Annotated in this window: 18 protein-coding genes and 1 pseudogene; 10 read left to right on the top strand and 9 right to left on the bottom strand. The window is 50.8% G+C overall.

Features of this window, described 5'->3' with window-relative positions:
• Window positions 1–133 precede the first annotated feature (133 nt).
• Window positions 134–316, top strand: coding sequence for a hypothetical protein (locus tag JQC72_RS01115; RefSeq protein ID WP_205492284.1), 183 nt, complete (start codon window positions 134–136; stop codon window positions 314–316).
• 339 nt (window positions 317–655) lie between these two features.
• Here the strand turns inward: JQC72_RS01115 and JQC72_RS01110 are convergent, their stop codons facing one another.
• Window positions 656–1,024: a winged helix-turn-helix transcriptional regulator gene (locus JQC72_RS01110; RefSeq protein WP_205492283.1), complete on the bottom strand. Its 369-nt coding sequence runs from the start codon at window positions 1,022–1,024 to the stop codon at window positions 656–658.
• 2 nt (window positions 1,025–1,026) lie between these two features.
• Between JQC72_RS01110 and JQC72_RS01105 the strand changes: the two genes are divergently transcribed.
• The gene (locus JQC72_RS01105; RefSeq protein WP_335342370.1) at window positions 1,027–1,323 is read left to right on the top strand and encodes a restriction endonuclease; all 297 of its coding nucleotides are present in this window, start codon (window positions 1,027–1,029) and stop codon (window positions 1,321–1,323) included.
• 495 nt (window positions 1,324–1,818) lie between these two features.
• Window positions 1,819–3,459, top strand: coding sequence for a peptide ABC transporter substrate-binding protein (locus JQC72_RS01100; RefSeq protein ID WP_205492282.1), 1,641 nt, complete (start codon window positions 1,819–1,821; stop codon window positions 3,457–3,459).
• A gap of 399 nt (window positions 3,460–3,858) precedes the next feature.
• Here JQC72_RS01100 and JQC72_RS01095 read toward each other — a convergent pair whose 3' ends face one another.
• The gene (locus JQC72_RS01095) at window positions 3,859–4,245 is read right to left on the bottom strand and encodes a VOC family protein (RefSeq protein ID WP_205492281.1); all 387 of its coding nucleotides are present in this window, start codon (window positions 4,243–4,245) and stop codon (window positions 3,859–3,861) included.
• Between the two features lie 117 nt (window positions 4,246–4,362).
• Window positions 4,363–5,292, bottom strand: a complete 930-nt coding sequence (locus tag JQC72_RS01090; protein WP_205492280.1) for a DUF6612 family protein — start codon at window positions 5,290–5,292, stop codon at window positions 4,363–4,365.
• 211 nt (window positions 5,293–5,503) lie between these two features.
• On the opposite strand from JQC72_RS01090, the gene JQC72_RS01085 reads away from it, so the two are divergent.
• Together JQC72_RS01085 and JQC72_RS01080 are read left to right on the top strand one after the other, a co-directional pair.
• Entirely contained in the window at window positions 5,504–6,913 is a 1,410-nt protein-coding gene (locus tag JQC72_RS01085; protein ID WP_205492279.1) for an FAD-linked oxidase C-terminal domain-containing protein, read from the top strand.
• On the top strand, window positions 6,910–8,241 hold the full coding sequence (locus JQC72_RS01080) for a (Fe-S)-binding protein (RefSeq protein WP_335342369.1): 1,332 nt from the start codon (window positions 6,910–6,912) through the stop codon (window positions 8,239–8,241). The genes JQC72_RS01085 and JQC72_RS01080 overlap by 4 nt, the downstream gene beginning before the upstream one ends.
• A 77-nt stretch (window positions 8,242–8,318) precedes the next feature.
• Here JQC72_RS01080 and JQC72_RS01075 read toward each other — a convergent pair whose 3' ends face one another.
• The 3 genes from JQC72_RS01075 to JQC72_RS01065 form a co-directional block, all read right to left on the bottom strand.
• Window positions 8,319–9,002 carry an LrgB family protein gene (locus JQC72_RS01075; RefSeq protein ID WP_335342368.1) on the bottom strand — a complete coding sequence of 228 codons (684 nt, stop codon included), beginning with the start codon at window positions 9,000–9,002 and terminating at the stop codon, window positions 8,319–8,321.
• Window positions 8,999–9,370 (bottom strand): CidA/LrgA family protein, encoded by a 372-nt coding sequence (locus tag JQC72_RS01070; protein ID WP_205492277.1) that lies wholly within the window; start codon window positions 9,368–9,370, stop codon window positions 8,999–9,001. The genes JQC72_RS01075 and JQC72_RS01070 overlap by 4 nt, the downstream gene beginning before the upstream one ends.
• 203 nt (window positions 9,371–9,573) lie before the next feature.
• Window positions 9,574–9,837: a hypothetical protein gene (locus tag JQC72_RS01065; protein ID WP_205492276.1), complete on the bottom strand. Its 264-nt coding sequence runs from the start codon at window positions 9,835–9,837 to the stop codon at window positions 9,574–9,576.
• A gap of 981 nt (window positions 9,838–10,818) precedes the next feature.
• Here JQC72_RS01065 and JQC72_RS01060 point away from each other — a divergent pair.
• From JQC72_RS01060 to JQC72_RS01040, 5 genes and pseudogenes are all read left to right on the top strand, one after another.
• Window positions 10,819–11,949, top strand: a pseudogene (locus JQC72_RS01060) (ROK family protein); the annotation flags it as partial.
• A gap of 85 nt (window positions 11,950–12,034) precedes the next feature.
• The gene (locus tag JQC72_RS01055) at window positions 12,035–13,303 is read left to right on the top strand and encodes an ABC transporter substrate-binding protein (RefSeq protein ID WP_335342373.1); all 1,269 of its coding nucleotides are present in this window, start codon (window positions 12,035–12,037) and stop codon (window positions 13,301–13,303) included.
• A gap of 61 nt (window positions 13,304–13,364) precedes the next feature.
• Window positions 13,365–14,228, top strand: coding sequence for a carbohydrate ABC transporter permease (locus JQC72_RS01050; RefSeq protein WP_205492274.1), 864 nt, complete (start codon window positions 13,365–13,367; stop codon window positions 14,226–14,228).
• Window positions 14,229–14,276: 48 nt separating this feature from the next.
• Window positions 14,277–15,107, top strand: a complete 831-nt coding sequence (locus JQC72_RS01045) for a carbohydrate ABC transporter permease (protein WP_205492273.1) — start codon at window positions 14,277–14,279, stop codon at window positions 15,105–15,107.
• Between the two features lie 86 nt (window positions 15,108–15,193).
• The gene (locus JQC72_RS01040; RefSeq protein ID WP_205492272.1) at window positions 15,194–16,171 is read left to right on the top strand and encodes an ROK family protein; all 978 of its coding nucleotides are present in this window, start codon (window positions 15,194–15,196) and stop codon (window positions 16,169–16,171) included.
• Between the two features lie 78 nt (window positions 16,172–16,249).
• On the opposite strand, the gene JQC72_RS01035 is transcribed toward JQC72_RS01040, so the two are convergent.
• The 3 genes from JQC72_RS01035 to JQC72_RS01025 form a co-directional block, all read right to left on the bottom strand.
• Window positions 16,250–17,326, bottom strand: a complete 1,077-nt coding sequence (locus tag JQC72_RS01035; RefSeq protein WP_205492271.1) for a vWA domain-containing protein — start codon at window positions 17,324–17,326, stop codon at window positions 16,250–16,252.
• Window positions 17,327–17,599: 273 nt separating this feature from the next.
• Complete coding sequence (locus tag JQC72_RS01030) at window positions 17,600–17,890, bottom strand: hypothetical protein (RefSeq protein WP_205492270.1); 291 nt, start codon at window positions 17,888–17,890, stop codon at window positions 17,600–17,602.
• 171 nt (window positions 17,891–18,061) lie between these two features.
• On the bottom strand, window positions 18,062–19,180 hold the full coding sequence (locus JQC72_RS01025) for an RNA-guided endonuclease InsQ/TnpB family protein (protein ID WP_205492269.1): 1,119 nt from the start codon (window positions 19,178–19,180) through the stop codon (window positions 18,062–18,064).
• Between the last annotated feature and the right edge of the window lie 79 nt (window positions 19,181–19,259).

Genomic DNA, 19,259 nt, shown 5'->3' with positions numbered 1-19,259 from the left:
GGTGAAACGACTTGTTTCACCCGCATTTTTGTTTCGTAGAGATAAGTTGAAAAAAGAAATATATTTGATGAAGATTTGATTTTGCAAGATAATGATGGTATCGATAATGGCCTGTCCTCCAGCAGGTGCAGTAATGTTTGTTGGAGAGACGGTGTTGTGGGCAGCAGGTGCGTATAAAGCGAATGCCGCCAACTTCAAGAAAGGTGTTGCCAAAGGGGTTAAAAAGGTGAAAGAAATTGGTAAAATTATTGCAAACAGCGTGAAGAAGAATGCTGCTTCTAGTGTAGGTAGATTCGTAAGAGGTTTATTTGGATAAAAACGGGGCTGTTCAGCAGCTCCGTCTCAAAAGGATGATGTTGTATGATCGAAGTGAAAGATTTGCCACAACATATACTAGATGTTATTTATAAATATAGAAAAGATGGTGATAAACTTGATGTGTTCTCCTCCGGATCGGTGGATTGATCATCCTGCCGAGTGTCATCAGGCGGTTCTCCAGCCTGATCCACCATCGGCCAGGCCTGTCCCCAAACGACGTGAGGTTCTTAGCGAAAAAATCGCCAACTTCCGTCAAACGACCAATCACAAGTATGCCAGATATGTCATTGATTTGGCACTAAAGCATCGTTGCGGAACGATCCAGCTGGCATTACTTTTACACTTCATCCGAAACATGTACTTGTGCATTTTTATTTCTTATATGATCCAAATGTTTATTTCCCCAATCATGCATCTCCTCTAAGATAGGCTCCAATGTTCGACCATGGTCCGTTATTGAATATTCAACCTTGGGAGGAACTTGTGGATAAACCACCCGTTTAATAATATCCTCTTCCTCTAAGTCTCTTAATTGTAATGTAAGCATTCTTTTTGTTATTTCTGGTATCAATTTTTGTAATTCACTGAAGCGTTTAGTTCCCCCTCTCAATAAATGCAAGAGGATAATTGCCTTCCATTTTCCAATAATTGTTTCCAATGTAGTCAAAGCTCTACATTGGTCTTCGTAGCCTTCCAAAAGGTGCATTTTTGGGTCTTGACACTATTTATATCCAAGCCAAACGGTGGAACGGATCAGTAGGCCGGCCGGAAATACAAAAATTCACAGGTAGTCTGATCGGTCAGGGGGCTCACAAAGGAGTGTTTATCACTACTTCCACTTTTACCGATGGAGCAAAGGAATACGTCAACCGAATCGACCGAAAGATTGTGCTGATCGACGGGGAACAATTGGCTGAGTATATTATGGATTATGATATTGGGGTCAACGAATATGCCAGGTATATCATCAAGCGAATCGATACGGATTATTTTACGGAGGATTAAATGACTTCCACCATTTTAAACATGTAGGGTGGATGAAACCACGGCATTCTTTCCGCTTTTTGACGTTGTAAGGACAACGTATGGCTTCCCGGAATTTAGTCAATGAGTGGGTGAAACGCGGTTGTTTTCGCCCACTCATTTTTTAGATCGGGGAACCTATTCATGAATCAAGAGGATGAACGCAATACGGAATGCTTCCCCTTTACCCATTTTTCGTCATATCCTGGCCCAAGCCTTGATAAGGGATCGGGGCCATTGTTGATCATTTGCTCCAACTTCTTTTGTAGTCCTTCCAAAGTTATCCCTCTTTATGGATGAGCGTGCAAGAATCGAATGGAATGGAAGGCCGATGTAGGAACACGAATTTTGCCCCAATTTGCTTTTGTTTTCGACCGGATTCGCCGAATGAAACGGAAGGAAAAGTCAGGTTATAAACAGAAAGAAAAGTGAGGAAATGAAAAAAGAAGAAATTGGATTACACCAGGGAGGAATGAGATGAGGAAGCCCTTGTGCATGGCTGCGATATTGACCGCATTGAGTTTGATATTGAGTGCTTGTGACAGCCTTCTGCCCCAGGTTTCCTCGCAGAACCGGATTCGTTCGGAAAAGCAGGTGTTGAATTTGACCGTCAGCGAAGAGCCTGCGACATTGGACAGTGCCGTCGCGGTCGACCCGAATTCCGTCAACTTGCTCAACAATGTGATGGAGGGATTGATGCGGCTGGGTAAAGACAGTAAACCGGAACCCGCCATCGCCCAGCAGGTGGAAGTGAGTGCGGACAAGCGCGTGTACACATTTCATCTCAGGGAAGCACGTTGGAGTGACGGAGAGCCGGTTCGGGCCGATGATTTCGCCTACGCATGGAAACGGGTACTCCATCCCCAAATCCGCTCGCGGTCGGCGTATCTGTTTTTTCCCATCCAAGGGGCGCAAGATTACCATCGCGGCCGGATCGGTTGGAAGCAGGTGGGGATTCGGGTGGTCGATGAGCAAACGCTTCGTGTTACGCTGACCCGTCCGATCCCGTATTTTTTGGAGCTGACAACGACGTCGGCTTATTTGCCGCAACGGGCGGACATCGTGAAGCGATTGGGAAAAAGTTACGGAAAAAACACGGCGGAGATGGTATATGACGGTCCGTTCCGCATTTCCGGCTGGGAGCAGGGGAAAAGCATCATACTCACTCGGAACGAGCAATACTGGGACAAGGGGGAGGTGTTTTTGGAAACGGTCAGGACCGCCGTTGTACGCGATACGGCCGAAGGAATTCAACTTTATCATACATATCAAACCGATACGGCCCGGGTGGATCAAGTCTATGCCGATCTGTACAAGAAAAGTCCCGATTGGAAGGAGCAACCCACCGCCAGCGTACAATTCCTCCAGTTCAACCTGCAAAAGCCACTGTTTCGCAATCCCTACATTCGAAAAGCTTTCAGCTATGCGATCGACCGGGAGGCATTGACTGATCACCTGTTGAATGACGGTTCAATGCCGGCCGGCTCCGTCATCCCTCCCTCCATCTTTCCCTTCAACGAACGATCCGGAGAAATAGCCGAAAAACGGCCGGAAATCCACCGATTCGATCCCCGGCAAGCTCAAGCGTGGTTGAAAAAAGGGATGGATGATCTGCATCTTGAGCGTTTTCCCGAGGAAGTGGTGATGACGGTTCCGGACACAGACAAACAAGTGGCGTTGTTTTTGCAAAATCAGTTCCGCCGCAACCTGGGGGTGGAAGTCAAAATCGATCCCAAGCCGCTTCGCCGTTATCCCCAACAGTTGGATCGCGGAGAATTTGACATTGCGATCAATGAATGGCGTTCAGGATATCGCGACCCGGGAGGCGTGCTGGTGGCATTTTCTTCGGAAGGACCGTGCAACCCCGGTAAATGGTCCGCTCCCGAATATGATCGGTGGTTGAAACAGGCTGCAAGCACCGCGGATGAAGAGAAGCGGATCGGTTTCTACTTGCAGGCGGAAAAAAAATTATTGGAAGATGCCCCCATCAGTCCGCTCGATTTTCAGTCTGAAGCCTTCATTCAGCGAAAATGGGTGAAAAATGTGGTTCGCCACCCGTTTGGCGCGGATTTGACGTTGAAGGAAGCTTTTATTGAAGGGAAAAGTGAGAACAAATAAGTGGTCAGTGCGGATTTTTTGAGCTTTGCTAGGGGGTGTCCGGTGATTCGATCAGGCATGTTTCCCCATGCGAGCGATGACCTGAGCCTGATGAGCACCGATATCGGAAAGCGCGGATGGATTCACGGGCCATTTCCGTTGAGCAGCGTGGCCCGCTCCCTGCGCTCCCCGGTTCCAGGTGGCCCGATCTGCTATTCGAGAGAGCGCAGGTGAAGCGAGCAGAATCGTCGATCATCAAATGCGTTCCGGGGCGCGCCCGGTGATGAGCCGTTCCGAATGAAAGATCGCCGTTTTTCACGGACAATGGCTTGTGATGGAAGTAAAAAGGGGGAACCGGCCAGACCAAGGAAAACGGATGAACCGGGTCACACCCTGGCAAAACAGGGGAAACGGACCAGATCAGGCGGGTTCAAAGAATTCGATCCATTCTCCGTCCGGTCCATAAAAGAAGAAATATTTACTGCCGTTGGGCAACGTGACAATCTCATTATCAATGAAGGAAATGTTCAACTGTTTCAGTCTGTCCCATTCCTTTTGGATATCGCCTACCGTAAACGCGAGATGGTGGACTTTTCCCTCCCGCGGCAGTTGGTCATTGTAGCCTTGAATCAGCTCCACCTGGGTTTCCTTCGCTTCCGGGAAACCCAGGAAAGCCAGTTTCAAGGATTCGTTCGTATGGGTTAATGTCGAAATGAGTTCCAGTCCGATCACTTCACGGTAAAATGCGATGGATCTCTCCAGGTCCTTCACCATGACTCCCACATGTTCGATTTTGCGCACCGCCATAAATACCACCCCTTTTTTATGTGTCGTGTCAGGTGGCCGTTTCTTCCCGCTGTTGGCTGGAAAAGGCGCACCCGAGTGTGGTGAATCGGGCAGACACGTCCCCGTTGTCTGTCATCATCACCAGTTATCCGTTACTTCTTCGGCGTTGTTTTTCACGTCATCCGGCACCTGGATTTTTTCGGGATGTTTGCCTTTCCAGGTGGCCTCAAACCGGTGAACGAAATTGATTTTGGCCTTGACCCCGTTGTCCGCTTCCAAAGGCAATACGGCCTGCAATTCGTATGTCATTTCCTTGGGGACGAACGTGTTTTTGTCGATGGTGATTTTTTGGGTCAGACTTTTCAGCTGTTGTTCTTTCGCGTCTTCGCCGATTTCTTCCTTCCATTTGTCGATATACGGCTTCAAGTCGCTCAGATACGTATTTTGTGCGGTCATATCGGCATTTTCATCCAATTTCAGCTCTATGACGTAGGCTTGATCCGTTTCAGTCATTTGGATCGTTTTGCTTTTTTTCCATACAGCCAATTGCCCGGATAAATCATCCAGTTTGTGAAATGGAAATGCGGGATGAGGCAATACTGCCCGAAACGGGTTGTTGGAAATATCCGCTGTTTGCCAATCATCCCCGTCATCACTGCCATAGACGCGTTGTCCGTCATCATACCATTTGGCGGACTTTTCGTCTTTTTCTTCGTTAAATCCTTCAATGCTTTTGGAGTAAAGGGTTCCTTCCGCGTAAAAAGCCCGGGGATTATTGCTCATGTCGGTGTTGCCCTGAAATTTGAATGTGCTGGAAGCTTGACCATATTCCTCATGTACGGCTTTCGGCAATTTCATATGCATATTGAAGTAGGTGGAGATTTGGTACCGGGCGCCGTTTTGGTTCAAATGCTGTTCCGCTTTGGACAGCACTTCTTCCATCGTCAGTTTTTTCGGTTGCTGTTTCACAGCGGCGACTTGGGTCAGATTGTTGACGATGGAACCGCATCCCGTAAGCAGAACCACAACCAGTGTGAGCGACAGGAGTGTACGCCACTTGGCTTTCATCCGTTTTCTCCTTTCCATGGATAAGTGCTACTTTTCTATGATACTATCTTTCTTTCAACTCTTACCAGTGAAAATGAAATGAAAAGTCATTCTTGAAGGCTGGATCTGCCGATCAGACAGTAACGGGATGAACAAATATATTAAAATATAGGTAACAATCCATCAATAATCAATGGTTTACCCATATCGGAAGGAGAAGAGGAGCGACGAGATGCTGTCTACTGAAGTGAAAAGGGAATTGCAGGCAGTGGTGGGGCCGGACGATGTACGGGATGATACCGAGACCCGTCTGGCGTATTCCTATGACGCCACACCGATGTACCAAGCGATGCCGGATGGGGTGGTATTTCCAGAGAGTACCGAAGAAGTGCAGGCCATCATGAAAATCGCCTCCCGCTACCGCATCCCCATTGTCGGTCGCGGCTCGGGCAGTAATCTGAGTGCGGGAACCGTGCCGGTGGAAGGCGGACTGGTCATGGTGATGACCAAAATGAACCGACTCATCGAAATCGATCAGGAGAATCTGACCGCCACATTCCAACCCGGGTTGATCACCAAACAATTGCATGAAGCGGTGGAACGGATCGGGCTGTTTTACCCGCCTGATCCCGGCAGTATGCACGTGTCCACGCTTGGCGGCAATATCGCGGAATGCGCCGGTGGCTTGCGCGGGCTCAAATACGGTACGACCAAGGATTACGTGATCGGTCTGGAGGCGGTGTTGCCGTCGGGAGACATTTTGCGAACCGGGGGAAAGTTGACCAAGGATGTGGCCGGTTACGATCTGACCAAATTGTTGGTGGGTTCCGAAGGCACATTGGCGATCATCACCGAGGCCACAGTGAAATTGTTGCCTCTGCCCGAAGACCGACGCGTGATGGTGGCCCATTTCAGCGATTTGTACGCAGCCGCGCGGACGGTATCGCAAATCATCGCCGAACGTATCATACCGTGTACGCTGGAATTTTTGGACCAAGGGACCATTCGCGTTATCGAAGATTACGCCAAGATCGGGCTTCCGGCTGATATGGCCGCCATCCTGCTGATCGAACAGGACGGTCCCACATCGGTTGTGGAACGGGATATTGAGCGGATCGCGGAGATTTGCCGCCAAGCCAAAGCGGCCCATGTACAGGTAGCGCAGTCGCGGGAAGAAGAGGCGCAGTTGATGTCAGCGCGAAGGAGTGCCTTGTCCGCGCTCGCCCGGTTACGGCCAACCACCATCCTGGAGGACGCTACCGTTCCGCGGGCCGCAATCGCGCCGATGGTGGAACAGATCAACCGGATCAAGGAAAAGTACGGACTGCAAATCTGCACGTTCGGTCATGCAGGTGACGGCAACCTCCATCCCACTTGTATGACTGATGCACGGGACCGGGAAGAAATCGAACGGGTGGAAAAAGCGTTTGAGGAGATTTTTGATGCGGCGATCCGCCTGGGCGGGACGATCACCGGTGAACACGGGGTGGGACTGGCCAAGGCGCCGTTCTTGGAGTGGAAAGTGGGGAAATCCGGGATTGAGGTGATGAAAGGGATCAAAAAGGCATTTGACCCCGACGGACTGCTGAATCCGGGGAAAATGTTTGCCAAAGAGACGCGGAGAAGGGTGGTGATTATGTGAAACCGGTGAAGGAGAAACCGACTGATCAGGTTGCGTGGGAACAAGTGGCCGAATATTTGCGCAAAACATTGGATCAGGACGAGCTAACCCATTGCATGCGCTGCGGATTTTGTCTGCCGGCTTGTCCGACATATCGGGAAACGGGATTGGAACAAGCTTCTCCGCGCGGCCGGATTGCTTTGATGAAGGCGGTGGCGGACGGGATCATCGAACCGGATACGGCATTTGCCGATCAGATGAATTTGTGTCTGGGTTGCCGGGCTTGTGAGACCGCGTGCCCCGCGGGAGTGCAGTACGGGCGCGTTTTGGAACAGGCACGGGCCGGCATCGCTCTTCGCGAGCCGTCATCGCGAATCGTCCGGGGATTGCGAAAGCTGTTTTTCGAGCACCTCTTTCCTCATCAACACCGGCTGCGTATGCTTGGTTGGGGGTTGGCTCTCTACCGGCGTTCGGGTTTGCGGTGGTTGGTACGGCGAAGCGGGCTGATGCGTCTGTTTCCGGAGCACCTTCGGGAGATGGAGGCCGTGATGCCGTCCGCATCGTTCAAAGGGGTACGTGAGCGGTTGGGGGGAATCCTCCGGCCTGAGGGGGCACCGAGGGGGAGAGTCGGGCTGTTTCGTGGCTGCATCATGGATGTGCTCTTTACGGAAACCAACTGCAATACGGCCCGGTTGCTGGTCAAGGCGGGTTACGAAGTGGTCATTCCTGATAAACAGCGGTGTTGCGGCGCATTGCATGCCCATGCCGGAGAAGAGGAAGCGGCCAAACGACTGGCCCGCGACAACATTGTGGCCTTCCGGGATGCGAAGGTGGACTGGATTGTCTCCAACGCAGGCGGCTGCGGGGCGATGCTGGTGGAATACGTCCATCATTTCCAAGGAGACGTGCTGATGGAGGAGGATGCCCGATGGTTCTCCGAACGGGTGCGTGACATCAGCCAACTTGTCGCGGATGGGATCGACGATCTTCCGTTGAAGCGGTTGGAACATCGGGTGACCTATCAGGATTCCTGCCACTTGCGAAACGGCATGCGTGTCACCGAACCGCGAGATATATTGCGCCGGATGCCGGGGATGACATATGTGGAATTGTTCGAATCGGACCGCTGTTGCGGGTCAGCCGGCATTTACAATCTGACCCATCCGGAGATGTCAAAACAAATCTTGGATGAAAAAATGATCCATGTCAAAAACACGCAGGCAGACATCCTTGTCACCTCCAATCCGGGTTGTCTCCTGCAAATGAAATGGGGAATCCGTCGGGCGGGTCTGGAACACCGCATGCGTGCCGTCCATCTGGCGGACCTGCTGATGGAGGCGGTGGAATGAAAAGAGAAACAAACAAGCGTGAGATATACAAAACGGGAAAACCCATGGTCTTTCCGCCTTTTCCACTTTTTCTTTGTTCAAAACCATCCTTTGCCCATCTGCACCATCGCCACCGTCACCAAACCGGCAACGATCAGCGACAGGCTGGAGACGGTGCCCACTTGCTCATCCAGTTCAAACGCCTTGGAAGTGCCGATGCCGTGTGCGGCCGTACCGATCATCACGCCTTGGGCGATCGGGGTTCGAATATGCAGCAGGCGGATGAGAAATGGGGCACTGACATAGCCGAAGACGCCGGTGACGATGACGAAAGCCGCAGTGAGAGCGGGTATGCCTCCCACGATTTTGGCTGCTTCCATGGCGATGGGAGTGGTGACGGACCGGGGGATCAGGCTTAGGGTGATCAGCCGGTCGGTCCCGACGGCGGCGGACAGACACAGGGTGGAAATGATGGCGACGAACGATCCGGCCCCCACACTGGTGATGATCACCCGTCCATGCTTTTTTAAAATCGGGAGATAGCGGTACATGGGAACGGCGAAAGCAACGGTGGCCGGTTGTAACAGATCGGTCAGCCATTTTGCTCCCTGATGGTATTGTGAGTAGGGGATTCTCCATCCTTTCAGCCATGCGATCAAGATGATCGGAGTCACCACCACCGGTGACAGCCAGATGATCGGCAGGCGGCGATGCACCCATTTGCAAACGGCATAAAGAGTAACAGTGCCCAGCAGGCCGGCCGCCGTTGTCCATCCGGTCACGATTCCGTCACCTCCCGGCTTCCCCGGTTTAGCCGGTCGGCCATTAAGCCGGTGCAAGCCATTGCCAACACAGTGCCGATCGCAATCGTGAGCCAGACGGGCCATCCGTGGATGCTCATCACCTGCGGATATTGCATGATTCCGACTGCGGAAGGGATAAAGAAAAGAAGCAGTTCCGCCAAAAGCCAACGCGCGCCCTCCTCCACCCACGACACTTTGATCCACCCCAAACAAAGCGCCGTAAACAGGAATCCCAACCCGGCCAAATTCCCGGGGACCGGCAGTCCGGACAAGTGGACGAATCCTTCCCCCATCAGAAAAAATGCGTGAATCAACAACACTTGCCCCACGATACGGAGTACTTTCACCTTGTTGACCTCCTCGTCTGCAAACAAAAATGAAAAAGCCGACTCCCGGATCGGCGGCGGAATCGGCTCGTGGTTTCCGTGGCAGGCGAATAGGCAAATCGGTATGCTTCCATCGAGCGTGGTAGAATATTGACGGACATACAAACAGGTAGGAACTTACGAAAAAAACAACTGATCATCTGATGTATGAAGCGGATATGACATCAGATCGCTTCAGGCTTACGGAGGACGGATGCTGTTTTGTTCCATACCGGCATCGTATACGCTACCAATTCATCGGCGAAAATCAATCCGAAACGGTCTGTGACGTATACCCGACGATTTTCGTAGCGGTAGGTGTCTTTCACGGACAGTTTGATGTTTTTACCTGCGGTCACAAGGGAGAGTTCATCTCCGGGTTGAAGCCAATCCATCGGTTGGCCGGTTTTGGCTCCTCCCATCACATATTTCCCACGATAGCTTGCCATGACGATTCCCTCCTTTATGGAAAATTCGATCTCATTTCGCTTGGGTGACAATAACATTACGGTAATATTACACTCTCATTATAATAGATTTTCTTTCGTTGAAAAGGAAAATGATTTGTACAATTTTTGAACAATTCCAGCTAGGAGACAGACCGTTTGTGATTCAAGGTTTTGATCTTTTCTGTTGATTTCTACCCTTATTCGGTTGAGGGGTGACGTCGTTACCTGCTTGCGGCGGGTAGCGTAAGGAAGGATGTGCGGTCATACTCATGGAATGAAATGGTGAGAAGGAGTCTGATGTGCGGGTTGCATTCCTTCTACCGTCATTTGGCGGGGTAAGGAGGTTGAGATATGACGGTAACGAGCAACGACCGCGTTCGTGCTGTAAGTTGTCTTTCACATCGTGACATCACGAAAAAGCGACCCGCGGGCCGCCAACCTGGTGGATCACTGTTGTGTCACGCATCGATTGAATGAAGCTGGACCGATCCCAGGGTTCCTTCTTGCCGCCATTATTATATATACCTTTTTGCAAAAAAATCAAACCGATTTGTACGTGAAAAACAAACGACGGGAAAGGTCGTTTGTTTGATGTTTTATCGGGGCAGGAGGAGGAACATGATGTAAAGTGTCATTCACCCGCTCACTCCCGCAACCCCCAATTATTCTGAATGATTGATATTGGTGATGAATTCAGTTTATGGTATAATCAGAACTGGTTATTAAAGGTTATTTAATAAGATTCATTTCAATCTGTGTGTGCAATCTGGATTCAGGATATATCTGATCATGCAAGTAGTGGACAGGTGGAATATAAGAAGTTGATTAAATGATTTTTGAAAAGGGGGTGTTTCACGAAGTTGAGAGGAGACCATCATTTGGTCAAAAAAGTTTCTCGATTATATCCGCAAAAACGGACCGGTCTCGATCACGCAAATCGCAGAGCGAACTCAGTTGACGTTCCCTGCTGTCTCCAATATCGTGAAGGAACTACAAAAATCTTCGATTCTTTCCGTTCTTGGTGCAGGGAAATCCAGCGGCGGACGGAAACCGTTGTTGTACAAGCTGAATGCGGAAGCGTTCTATGTGATCGGTGTGGATTTGTCGGTGGACGATATCAGAGTGGCGTTGTTTAACTTTGAGACGCAAATTGTCGCTCAGGCGCGGAAAAATGTGCCGGAAAGCGGAGAACCGGAAGACTATGTACAATCCGTGGCGGATTTGATTCAATCACTGATCAAACAAGCAGGGATCGTGGAAGACAAAATTCTCGGAGTGGGGGTATCCGCACCGGGTCCCATCAATGAGGAAACGGGTGAAATGATTCACCCTCCCAATCTTCCGAGGTGGAGCGTGTTTCCTTTTCGACGACGGTTGGAAGAGGAACTCCGTACCCCCGTCAAACTGGAAAAGGACGCGAACGTGTCGGCGTTGGGGGAAAAGTGGTTCGGTGCGGGACAAGATGCCAATCATTTGATCTACATCATGGTGGGCGAAGGAATCGGGGGCGGCATCGTCATCGGGGGACGGCTGCACAGGGAGAATCGATTCGGTGCGGGCGAGATTGGTCATGGCACCATTGATCTGGACGGGCCCCGTTGTTATTGCGGCAACTATGGTTGCCTGGAAGCGATGGCATCCGGGCTGGCTATGGTGCGCCGGATTGGTGAAGAACTGCGCCGGGAGGTCCTTTTATCATCATGCACCGAGAAGACTCCCGCTTCTATGAGCGGTGAGATGAATCGGTGTGTCGGACGCGAGAGGGATAGCCCCCTCTCGCGTCCGACACTTCCAGTCCTTTTCGAACAAGTTCCAACATTGCTGTTGTTCGATTGGCTATCTCGATTTGAAAGCGCTTCAAAAAGGAGATCCTTTGACGCGACGTGTGGTGGAGGAAGCTTCAGCATTTTGGGCATAGGGATCGTCGGAATCGTGAACGCCTTTCAACCGCAAAAAGTGATCATCGGTGGAAAAATTCCCCGAGCGTATCCCAAAATGGTGGAGATCGCCGCTGATATTGCCAAACGGCGTGTCCTATCGGTTTGCCGGGACCAGGTGAGAATTGTGCCGTCTTTCCTCGGCGGGAAGTCGGCGGTGACAGGCGCGGCAGCATTGGTGCTGGAAGAGATTTTTACGTACCATTTCACAGGAGGAGGGAGCTTTTGTGAAGCGCGTAGGAATCATCGTGACGGCATTGATGTTGCTGTTGCAGGTTGGGTGCACTTCCGGTGGGAAGGACAATGGGAAAGTGGAACTGACGTACTGGCCGGCCGCGAACCCGGTGGAAGTGGCATTCGCCAAGGAAGTGGTGAAAGAGTGGAATGCGAAACACCCCAACATTCAAGTCAAAATGCAACCGCTTCCGGCCAGCCGGTCTGCGGAAGAAGTGTTGTTGACTTCGATTGCGGGAGGAACGACACCGGATGTGTGCTCCAACATCAATCCGGGTGCCATCGGGCAATTTGTGGAAGCCGGAGGGTTGCTGCCGATCGACAGCATTGACGGTGCGATGGAAGAGATTTTGAAGCGGACTCCCAAAGAAACCGTGGAAGCGTTCAAATCCAAGGACGGGCATTTGTATCAAGTTCCATGGAAAGGCAACCCGATCATGATCCTGTACAATAAACAACATTTTCGGGAAGTCGGTCTGAATCCCGACCAACCCGGTTTGGACACTTACTCCAAGTTCCTCGCGGCCGCCCGCAAGTTGACGCGCGATACGAACGGAGACGGCAAACCTGACATTTGGGCGATCGCTCCCAATGTGGAACAAACCTGGTGGCAGCGGTTCTTTGACTTTTACCCCTGGTATGTGGCCGCGACGGAAGGGAAAACGCTCTTAAAAGGCGGAAAGGCGGATTTCAACAACCCGAAAGGATTGCAAGTGATGCAGTTCTTCCGCACGCTTTTCCGGCAAAAAATCGCGCCGCAATCCACGTTCAAAGAGAATTTGTTTGCTCAGGGAAAAGTATCCATGGTGATTACCGGACCGTGGGCGCTGGCCGATATCAAAAAGCAGGCGCCGAAGATGGAAGTGGGGGTTATGTCCATTCCTGTTCCCGACAACATGACGGGGAAATTGCGCATCACTTACGGAGACCCGAAGAATATTGCCATTTTCCGCTCGACTCGGTATCCGAAAGAGGCTTGGGAGTTCACCAAATTTTTGATCAGTAAACAGAATGACGTCAAGTTTTTGAAAATGACACAGCAAATACCGTTCCGAAAGGATTTGGCCGAAGATTCTTCCGTTCAACAGTATCTGGACCAAAATCCCGTTCTCGGCGCGTTTGTCCGACAAGCCCCGTATACGCGGGCCATCGACGATTCGGACAAAATCACGGATGTGTTTGACGCATTGTCGTTGGAATACCAGCAAGCGGCTGTCATGGGGAAAAAAGATCCACGTAAGGCATTGTCCGATGCGGAGAAAAAGGTGAATCAAATCCTGCAACGATCCCGATAACCTTGCATTCCGGGGCAAAGGGGAATCTCCTCCTTTGCCCCGATGAAAGGGAGGGGAAAACGTGAAAGGAAAGAGGGCCGGATACTGGTTGGTTCTCCCGTATGTGGTCTTTTTGCTCGTGTTTATGGCTTATCCTGTCCTTTTTTCTGTATGGCTGACCTTTCATGATTGGAATCTGGTGTCTCCGGAGATTCCCTTCGTCGGGTTGGAGAACTATGAGCGACTGTTGAACGATGACCTGTTTTTCAAATCGTTGTGGAACACGTTGCGCTTCATCCTCATCAATATTCCGCTGCAGATCGGGTTGGCGTTGATCTTGGCGGTTGCGCTGAATCAACCGTTGAAAGGACGAGGTTTCTTCCGGGGTGCCTATTTCCTGCCGGTCGTCACCTCCGGGGTGGTCATTTCGTTTTTGTGGGCGTGGATGTTATCCACGGATGACGGTTTGATCAACGGGTTGCTGCAAAAAGCGGGTTTGCACCCGGTTCCCTGGCTCACCAGTGAAGCATGGGCGATGCCATCGCTGGCCTGGGTGGCCGCATGGAAAAACCTCGGATATTACGTGGTCATCTTTTTGGCCGGATTGCAGAGCATTCCCAAACAATTGTACGAAGCGGCGCGGATCGACGGCGCCACGTCGTTGCAATGCTTTTTCCGGATCACGATTCCCATGTTGAACCCGGCCATGCTGTTGGTGGTGATCTTGTCGACCATCAACGGATTCCAATTGTTCACCGAACCGTACATTATGACAGGTGGGGGTCCGGCCAACAGTTCATTGTCCGTCGTGATGTACATATACAAAAACGCTTTTCAAAGTCTGGATATGGGGTACGCGGCCACGATCGGATTGGTGCTGGCGCTCATCATCCTGGGCGTGTCGATGATTCAAAAGCGTTTGTTGGAAAAGGACGTAACCTATTGAAGATACCATGCGTCAACGTGGCATGCATAATCGGAAGGGGGAGGCGATATGGGCGGAAAAATCGGCAATATGATCAAAAAAGGGTGCTTGTACATCGTGTTGGTGGCCGGAGCGGTGATGTTTGTATTCCCGTTTTATTGGATGTTGTTGGCGTCATTGAAAACTCCGGAAGAAGTGTTCCGTCTCGATTTGATCCCTTCGCGCATCACCTTGGACAGTTACCGCTACATGTTCGAACGGATTCCGGTCTGGAAAGGGTTGCTCAACAGCTTCGTGTTTGCAGGGAGCGTAACGCTGATCACGTTGATTTTCACCTCGATGGCGGGCTATGCCTTGGCACGTCTGAAGTTTCGGGGAAGAAACGTGCTGTTTTCCATCATGTTGTTGACGATGATGATTCCGTTTCAACTGCTCATGATCCCGCTGTACATTATGGTGGTGAAACTGCAATGGATGAATTCGTTTGCCGGTCTGATCCTGCCCGTTTCCATGAATGCATTGGGGGTTTTTATCTTTCGTCAATTTTTCCTCACCGTCCCTCAGGAGTTGATTGATGCTGCCCGGATCGACGGGGCGGGTGAATGGCGTATTCTGTTCCGGATCATGATGCCCATTTCCAAACCGGCCGTGGTCACCGTCGCCATTCTCACATTTATGGGACCTTGGAACGACTTGCTCTGGCCGCTCTTGGTCATGCGTGATCAGGAATTGATGCCGCTGGCGCAGATGGCCACTTTGTTCGGTCTGGAAGGGCAGGGAGGACAATGGGGCAGTATCATGGCAGTGAACACCATGTTGGCTTTGCCCGTGATCGTGTTGTATCTCTTTTTTCAACGCTACTTCATTGAAAGTGTCGGAAGTTCCGGCATGAGGGGATAAAGGTTGACACTCCGCATGGATAAAGCACCACAGGTCACTTGGACGCCGTGGCCTTCAGGCGGTTCATCTGTAAAGGAGGTGATGAAATGACCATGAAAGGTTTATATGTGGGGATTGATTTGGGTGGCACCAAAATTGCCGGGGCATTGGTCGATCGAGACGGTTCCATTTTGCGCCGCATTCGCTTGGAGACACGGGTGGAACAAGGCCCGCAAGCGGTGATCGACAGATTGGTTGAGTCGATTGACCAACTGATGGACGGTGTGCGCTCCACCGTGAAAGGAGTCGGGGTGGCTTCGCCCGGTCCGCTGGATTCCCGTTCGGGTGTGGTGTTTTCTCCTCCCAATCTTCCGGGATGGGTGAATGTTCCGCTGCGTCAGGCGCTGGAGGATCGTTTGGGCATACCCGTCAAGCTGGAGAATGACGCCAACGCCGCGGCTTGGGGAGAGTATCGGTTCGGTGCCGGCCAAAGGAAGGGTACGATGATTTACTTGACTGTGAGCACGGGTGTGGGTAGCGGTTTGGTATTGGACGGCCGGTTGTTTCGCGGCGAAAATACGTTTGCCGGAGAGATTGGCCATACCATCGTCGATCCGGAAGGCCCGCCTTGCGGTTGCGGCAGACAAGGGTGTCTGGAGGCGCTGGCGTCGGGTACGGCCATTGCGAAACTGGGTCAAACGGCGGATCCGTCGTCGTCGATTCATTCACTGGCTGCGGAAGATGGCGGGGTGGTCCGGGCGGAACACGTGTTTCAGGCGTATCGAATGGGGGATGCCCATGCCGAAAACATCATTCGTCAAACCGTGCGTTACTTGGCAATCGGGCTGTCCAACCTGATCCATATTTTCAATCCAGGGAAAATCGTGGTGGGCGGCGGTGTCAGTCGTGCCGGCGATGTGCTGTTTCCCTTGTTGCAAGAGCAGTTGGACCGTTATTTGATGGCGCCGTTCCGAGAAACGTGCGAAGTGGTGCCGGCCGCATTGGGAGAGGATGCCGGCGTATTGGGCGCTGCGGCACTTTGGACGGATTGTGGGCAGCAAGTCGTCGCAGGAGAGCCGGCCTAAACAACAAACGACGGCATTCATTTCGAATGCCGTCCGGAACCACTGATAACCGATTGTGCCTGGCACGCGATCACTCGATTATTTCAATTGATCTCGCGCCTCCTGTTCTTTTTTATGGATGTCGTCCAAGGTTTTTTCTTGATTGTTTTTTATCGCAGCTTCGATACGCTTATCCCTTGCTACAATGTATTTTTTGATCAATTCAAACCGTTGCGAAACCATCGAATGTAACGCATTGTAATTTTCAATTTTCCCGGCATCCAACAAGAGCGATTCCAATGACGATAAATGATCGAGTTCCCTGGAGTTCATATCATGTAAAGCGAAGATGATCTCATGCAGTTGGTCCCACTTGTGAAACGATTGATCCATGACATCCGACCAGCTTTTATTTCCCCACTCGATCCACTCATCACGTAACCGTGATTTTTCCCTCTCAAAATAGGATTTCAAATCCTCTTGATTATTCACCGTCTGATAGGAACCTCCACCCGCTTCGGCGACTGCTTTCAACGCTTTCTGTCCTGCATCATCCACATCAAAACCAATGATGTTAACCACTGCCTTGATGTTGGAGTGATGCAGGTTTTTCGCTTCCTGGACAGGGTTCCCTCCACAGGTTTCCACCCCGTCACTTACGACATAGATGATGTTTTGGGCGCCTTCTCCCTGCTGTTTGGCCAGATCATTTTGTGCCGACCTGATCGAAGCCGCCAACGGTGTCCACCCGACGGGTTTCAAATTGGCAATGGATTGTTGGAAGCGGGTGGCATCATAGGGTTGGAGCGGGTAAAGGATTTCACTGCTGCTGCAAGAGATGGACTTGTCTTTTTCGCTGTTTGTTCCTTTATTTCCGTAAACGCGAACTGCGACATTGGCCCCTTCCGGCAAATTGGCCGCAAATTGTTGAACTGCTTGCTTGGCCAGCTCCATTTTGGTTTGTCCCTGAACCTTGCCAGCCATGCTCCCGCTGCTGTCGATCAGGATCTCCACATTCATCTTGGTGAGCGGTTTTCCGTTGGGCGTCTTCATGCTGCCCGGTTGTTTGATATTGGATTTTATCGTCGGATCCAGGTTGTCCAGCTTTTTCACCTGTGAAGCGTAATCTTCCGCCACCAAAGAAACAATGCGGCTGTATGCCTCCTGGGCTGACATGTTGTTTGGCCATGATTGGATGATCTTTTTCAGTTGGTTCTCATCAAAATGGTCCCCGGAAAATTTCCCCGGCTTTTGCTTAAGTGCCCTGGATATCTGTGGCTTTTGCGAGATGATTGTCCGTAGCAACAGCAGGGGATTTGGATTCTTTGGCTTGTGTGTGATCTTTATGTACGGATGGTTTGTGAACAGCCGCTTACCAAGAGCGAAGTGCAGACCACTCCCATCAATAATCTTTTCAAGGGGTATTTCATCAACGCTGCCTCCCGGCGTTTACACAGGAATTTTATCTTGCTCTTCTTTTTTGAATGACCGCACAATGATTCGTACAGCAAAGAACAGAAGCACAAACCAACCAATTTCAAGCCCGTACCCTCCCACAAAAATCAGGAAAGGGACAATCGCCGGGGTGGACGGATCATCGGTGGAAAATACCGCGATCAACGCCGGACCCGTTGTCGTTACAAATAGGAATGAAGAAGTTTCGTAAAGTAGTGCAAAAAGTAACCCGACCACGGAAACGATTACAAATATCCAAGAAGCCACGAGTTTGAAGGTTTTCACTTATTCCCCCTCCATAGATACCCGCTCCGATCTGAAACTGCAATCCCTGGGAGCCTGACATCACCCAACCATCCTACATTGAAGTGACTTGCTCCGCACGGCTAAAGCCGTGGGCTTCTCGTTTCATCTGGCGTGGCAACCCACATCCATCCACGAAGGCTTCGTCCAAGCCTAGAAAAGGTTTAGTTCTAGTTGTCCGTATCTCGGTTCAGGAATGTATCCAATTGCTTGATGTAGGATATTTCTTGCGGCATTGACATCTCTGTCTGCCACAAATCCGCATGAGCAACGATGGATACGTTCTTTTAATGTCTTCTTTACGGTCTGACCACATTCGGAGCATGCCTGTGACGTGTTGTGAGGATCGACTGTGATCACCTGCTTACCGGCCCACTCTGCCTTGTAAGTCGTGAGTTGCACGAGCATCCTCCAACCAGCATCGGCAATGCTCTTAGCCAGATTGTGATTCTTCAACATACCCTGAAAGTTCAAGTCCTCGAAAGCGATTAGATCGTAGTTGTCCGCCAGATAGCGGCTTATCTTGTGCGCGGTGTCCCTTCTCTGGTTTGCTATGTACTCGTGAACCTTCGCCAACATCGCAACCGCTTTACGCCTACGATTCGACCCTTTTTTCCTCCGGGAAACCATACGCTGAAGAAATTTTAACCGTCTTTCCGCTTTCCGAAGGTACTTGGGATGATCGAAGAATTCGCCATCAGACGTGATAGCCAGATGTTTCACACCGAGATCGACGCCTACTTGTCGACCAGTTCGGGATGACTTCGGCTCTACCTCACATGAAATACAAGCGTAATACTTCCCGTTCTTCCGTTTAATGGTGCAAGTCTTGATCTTTCCTTCAATCTGGCGGTGTAGTTTGATTCTCACATCGCCGATTTTGGATAGCTTGAGAAACTTCCCTTCGATCTTGAACCCGAGTTGAGGATAGGTGAAGCTGTCATATCGGTTTTTACCTTGAAAGCGAGGGTATCCCGGTCTTTCCCCGCGTTGTACACGTAGGAAAAACGCTTGAAATGCTTTGTCTAACCGTTTGGCTACGTCTTGAAGCACCTGAGAATGGATCTCTTTAAACTCCGGGATCTCCTTCTTGATTTCCGGAAGCTCTACTGCTTGTTTGTTATAGTTCAACGTAATACCGCGTCTTTTGTAGGCGAACTTTCGTTGCTCAAGCATAGAGTTGTAGAGCCAGCGGCACATGCCCAGCGTCCATTCAATTTTCTCGATTTGCTCTTTTGTTGGTTTCAGCCTGAATTTGTAGGTTCTCATCATCGTAATCACCTCCTTCAATATCGCTAACGACATTATATCATTCTTGATTATGTCGTCAACGACATGTTATGATGAGGAA

The organism is Polycladomyces zharkentensis (genome assembly GCF_016938855.1).
GTDB classification, from domain to species: Bacteria; Bacillota; Bacilli; order Thermoactinomycetales; family JIR-001; genus Polycladomyces; species Polycladomyces zharkentensis.
The sequence above is the reverse complement of the archived record's forward strand: the minus strand, read 5'-3'. Positions and strand labels throughout refer to the sequence as shown.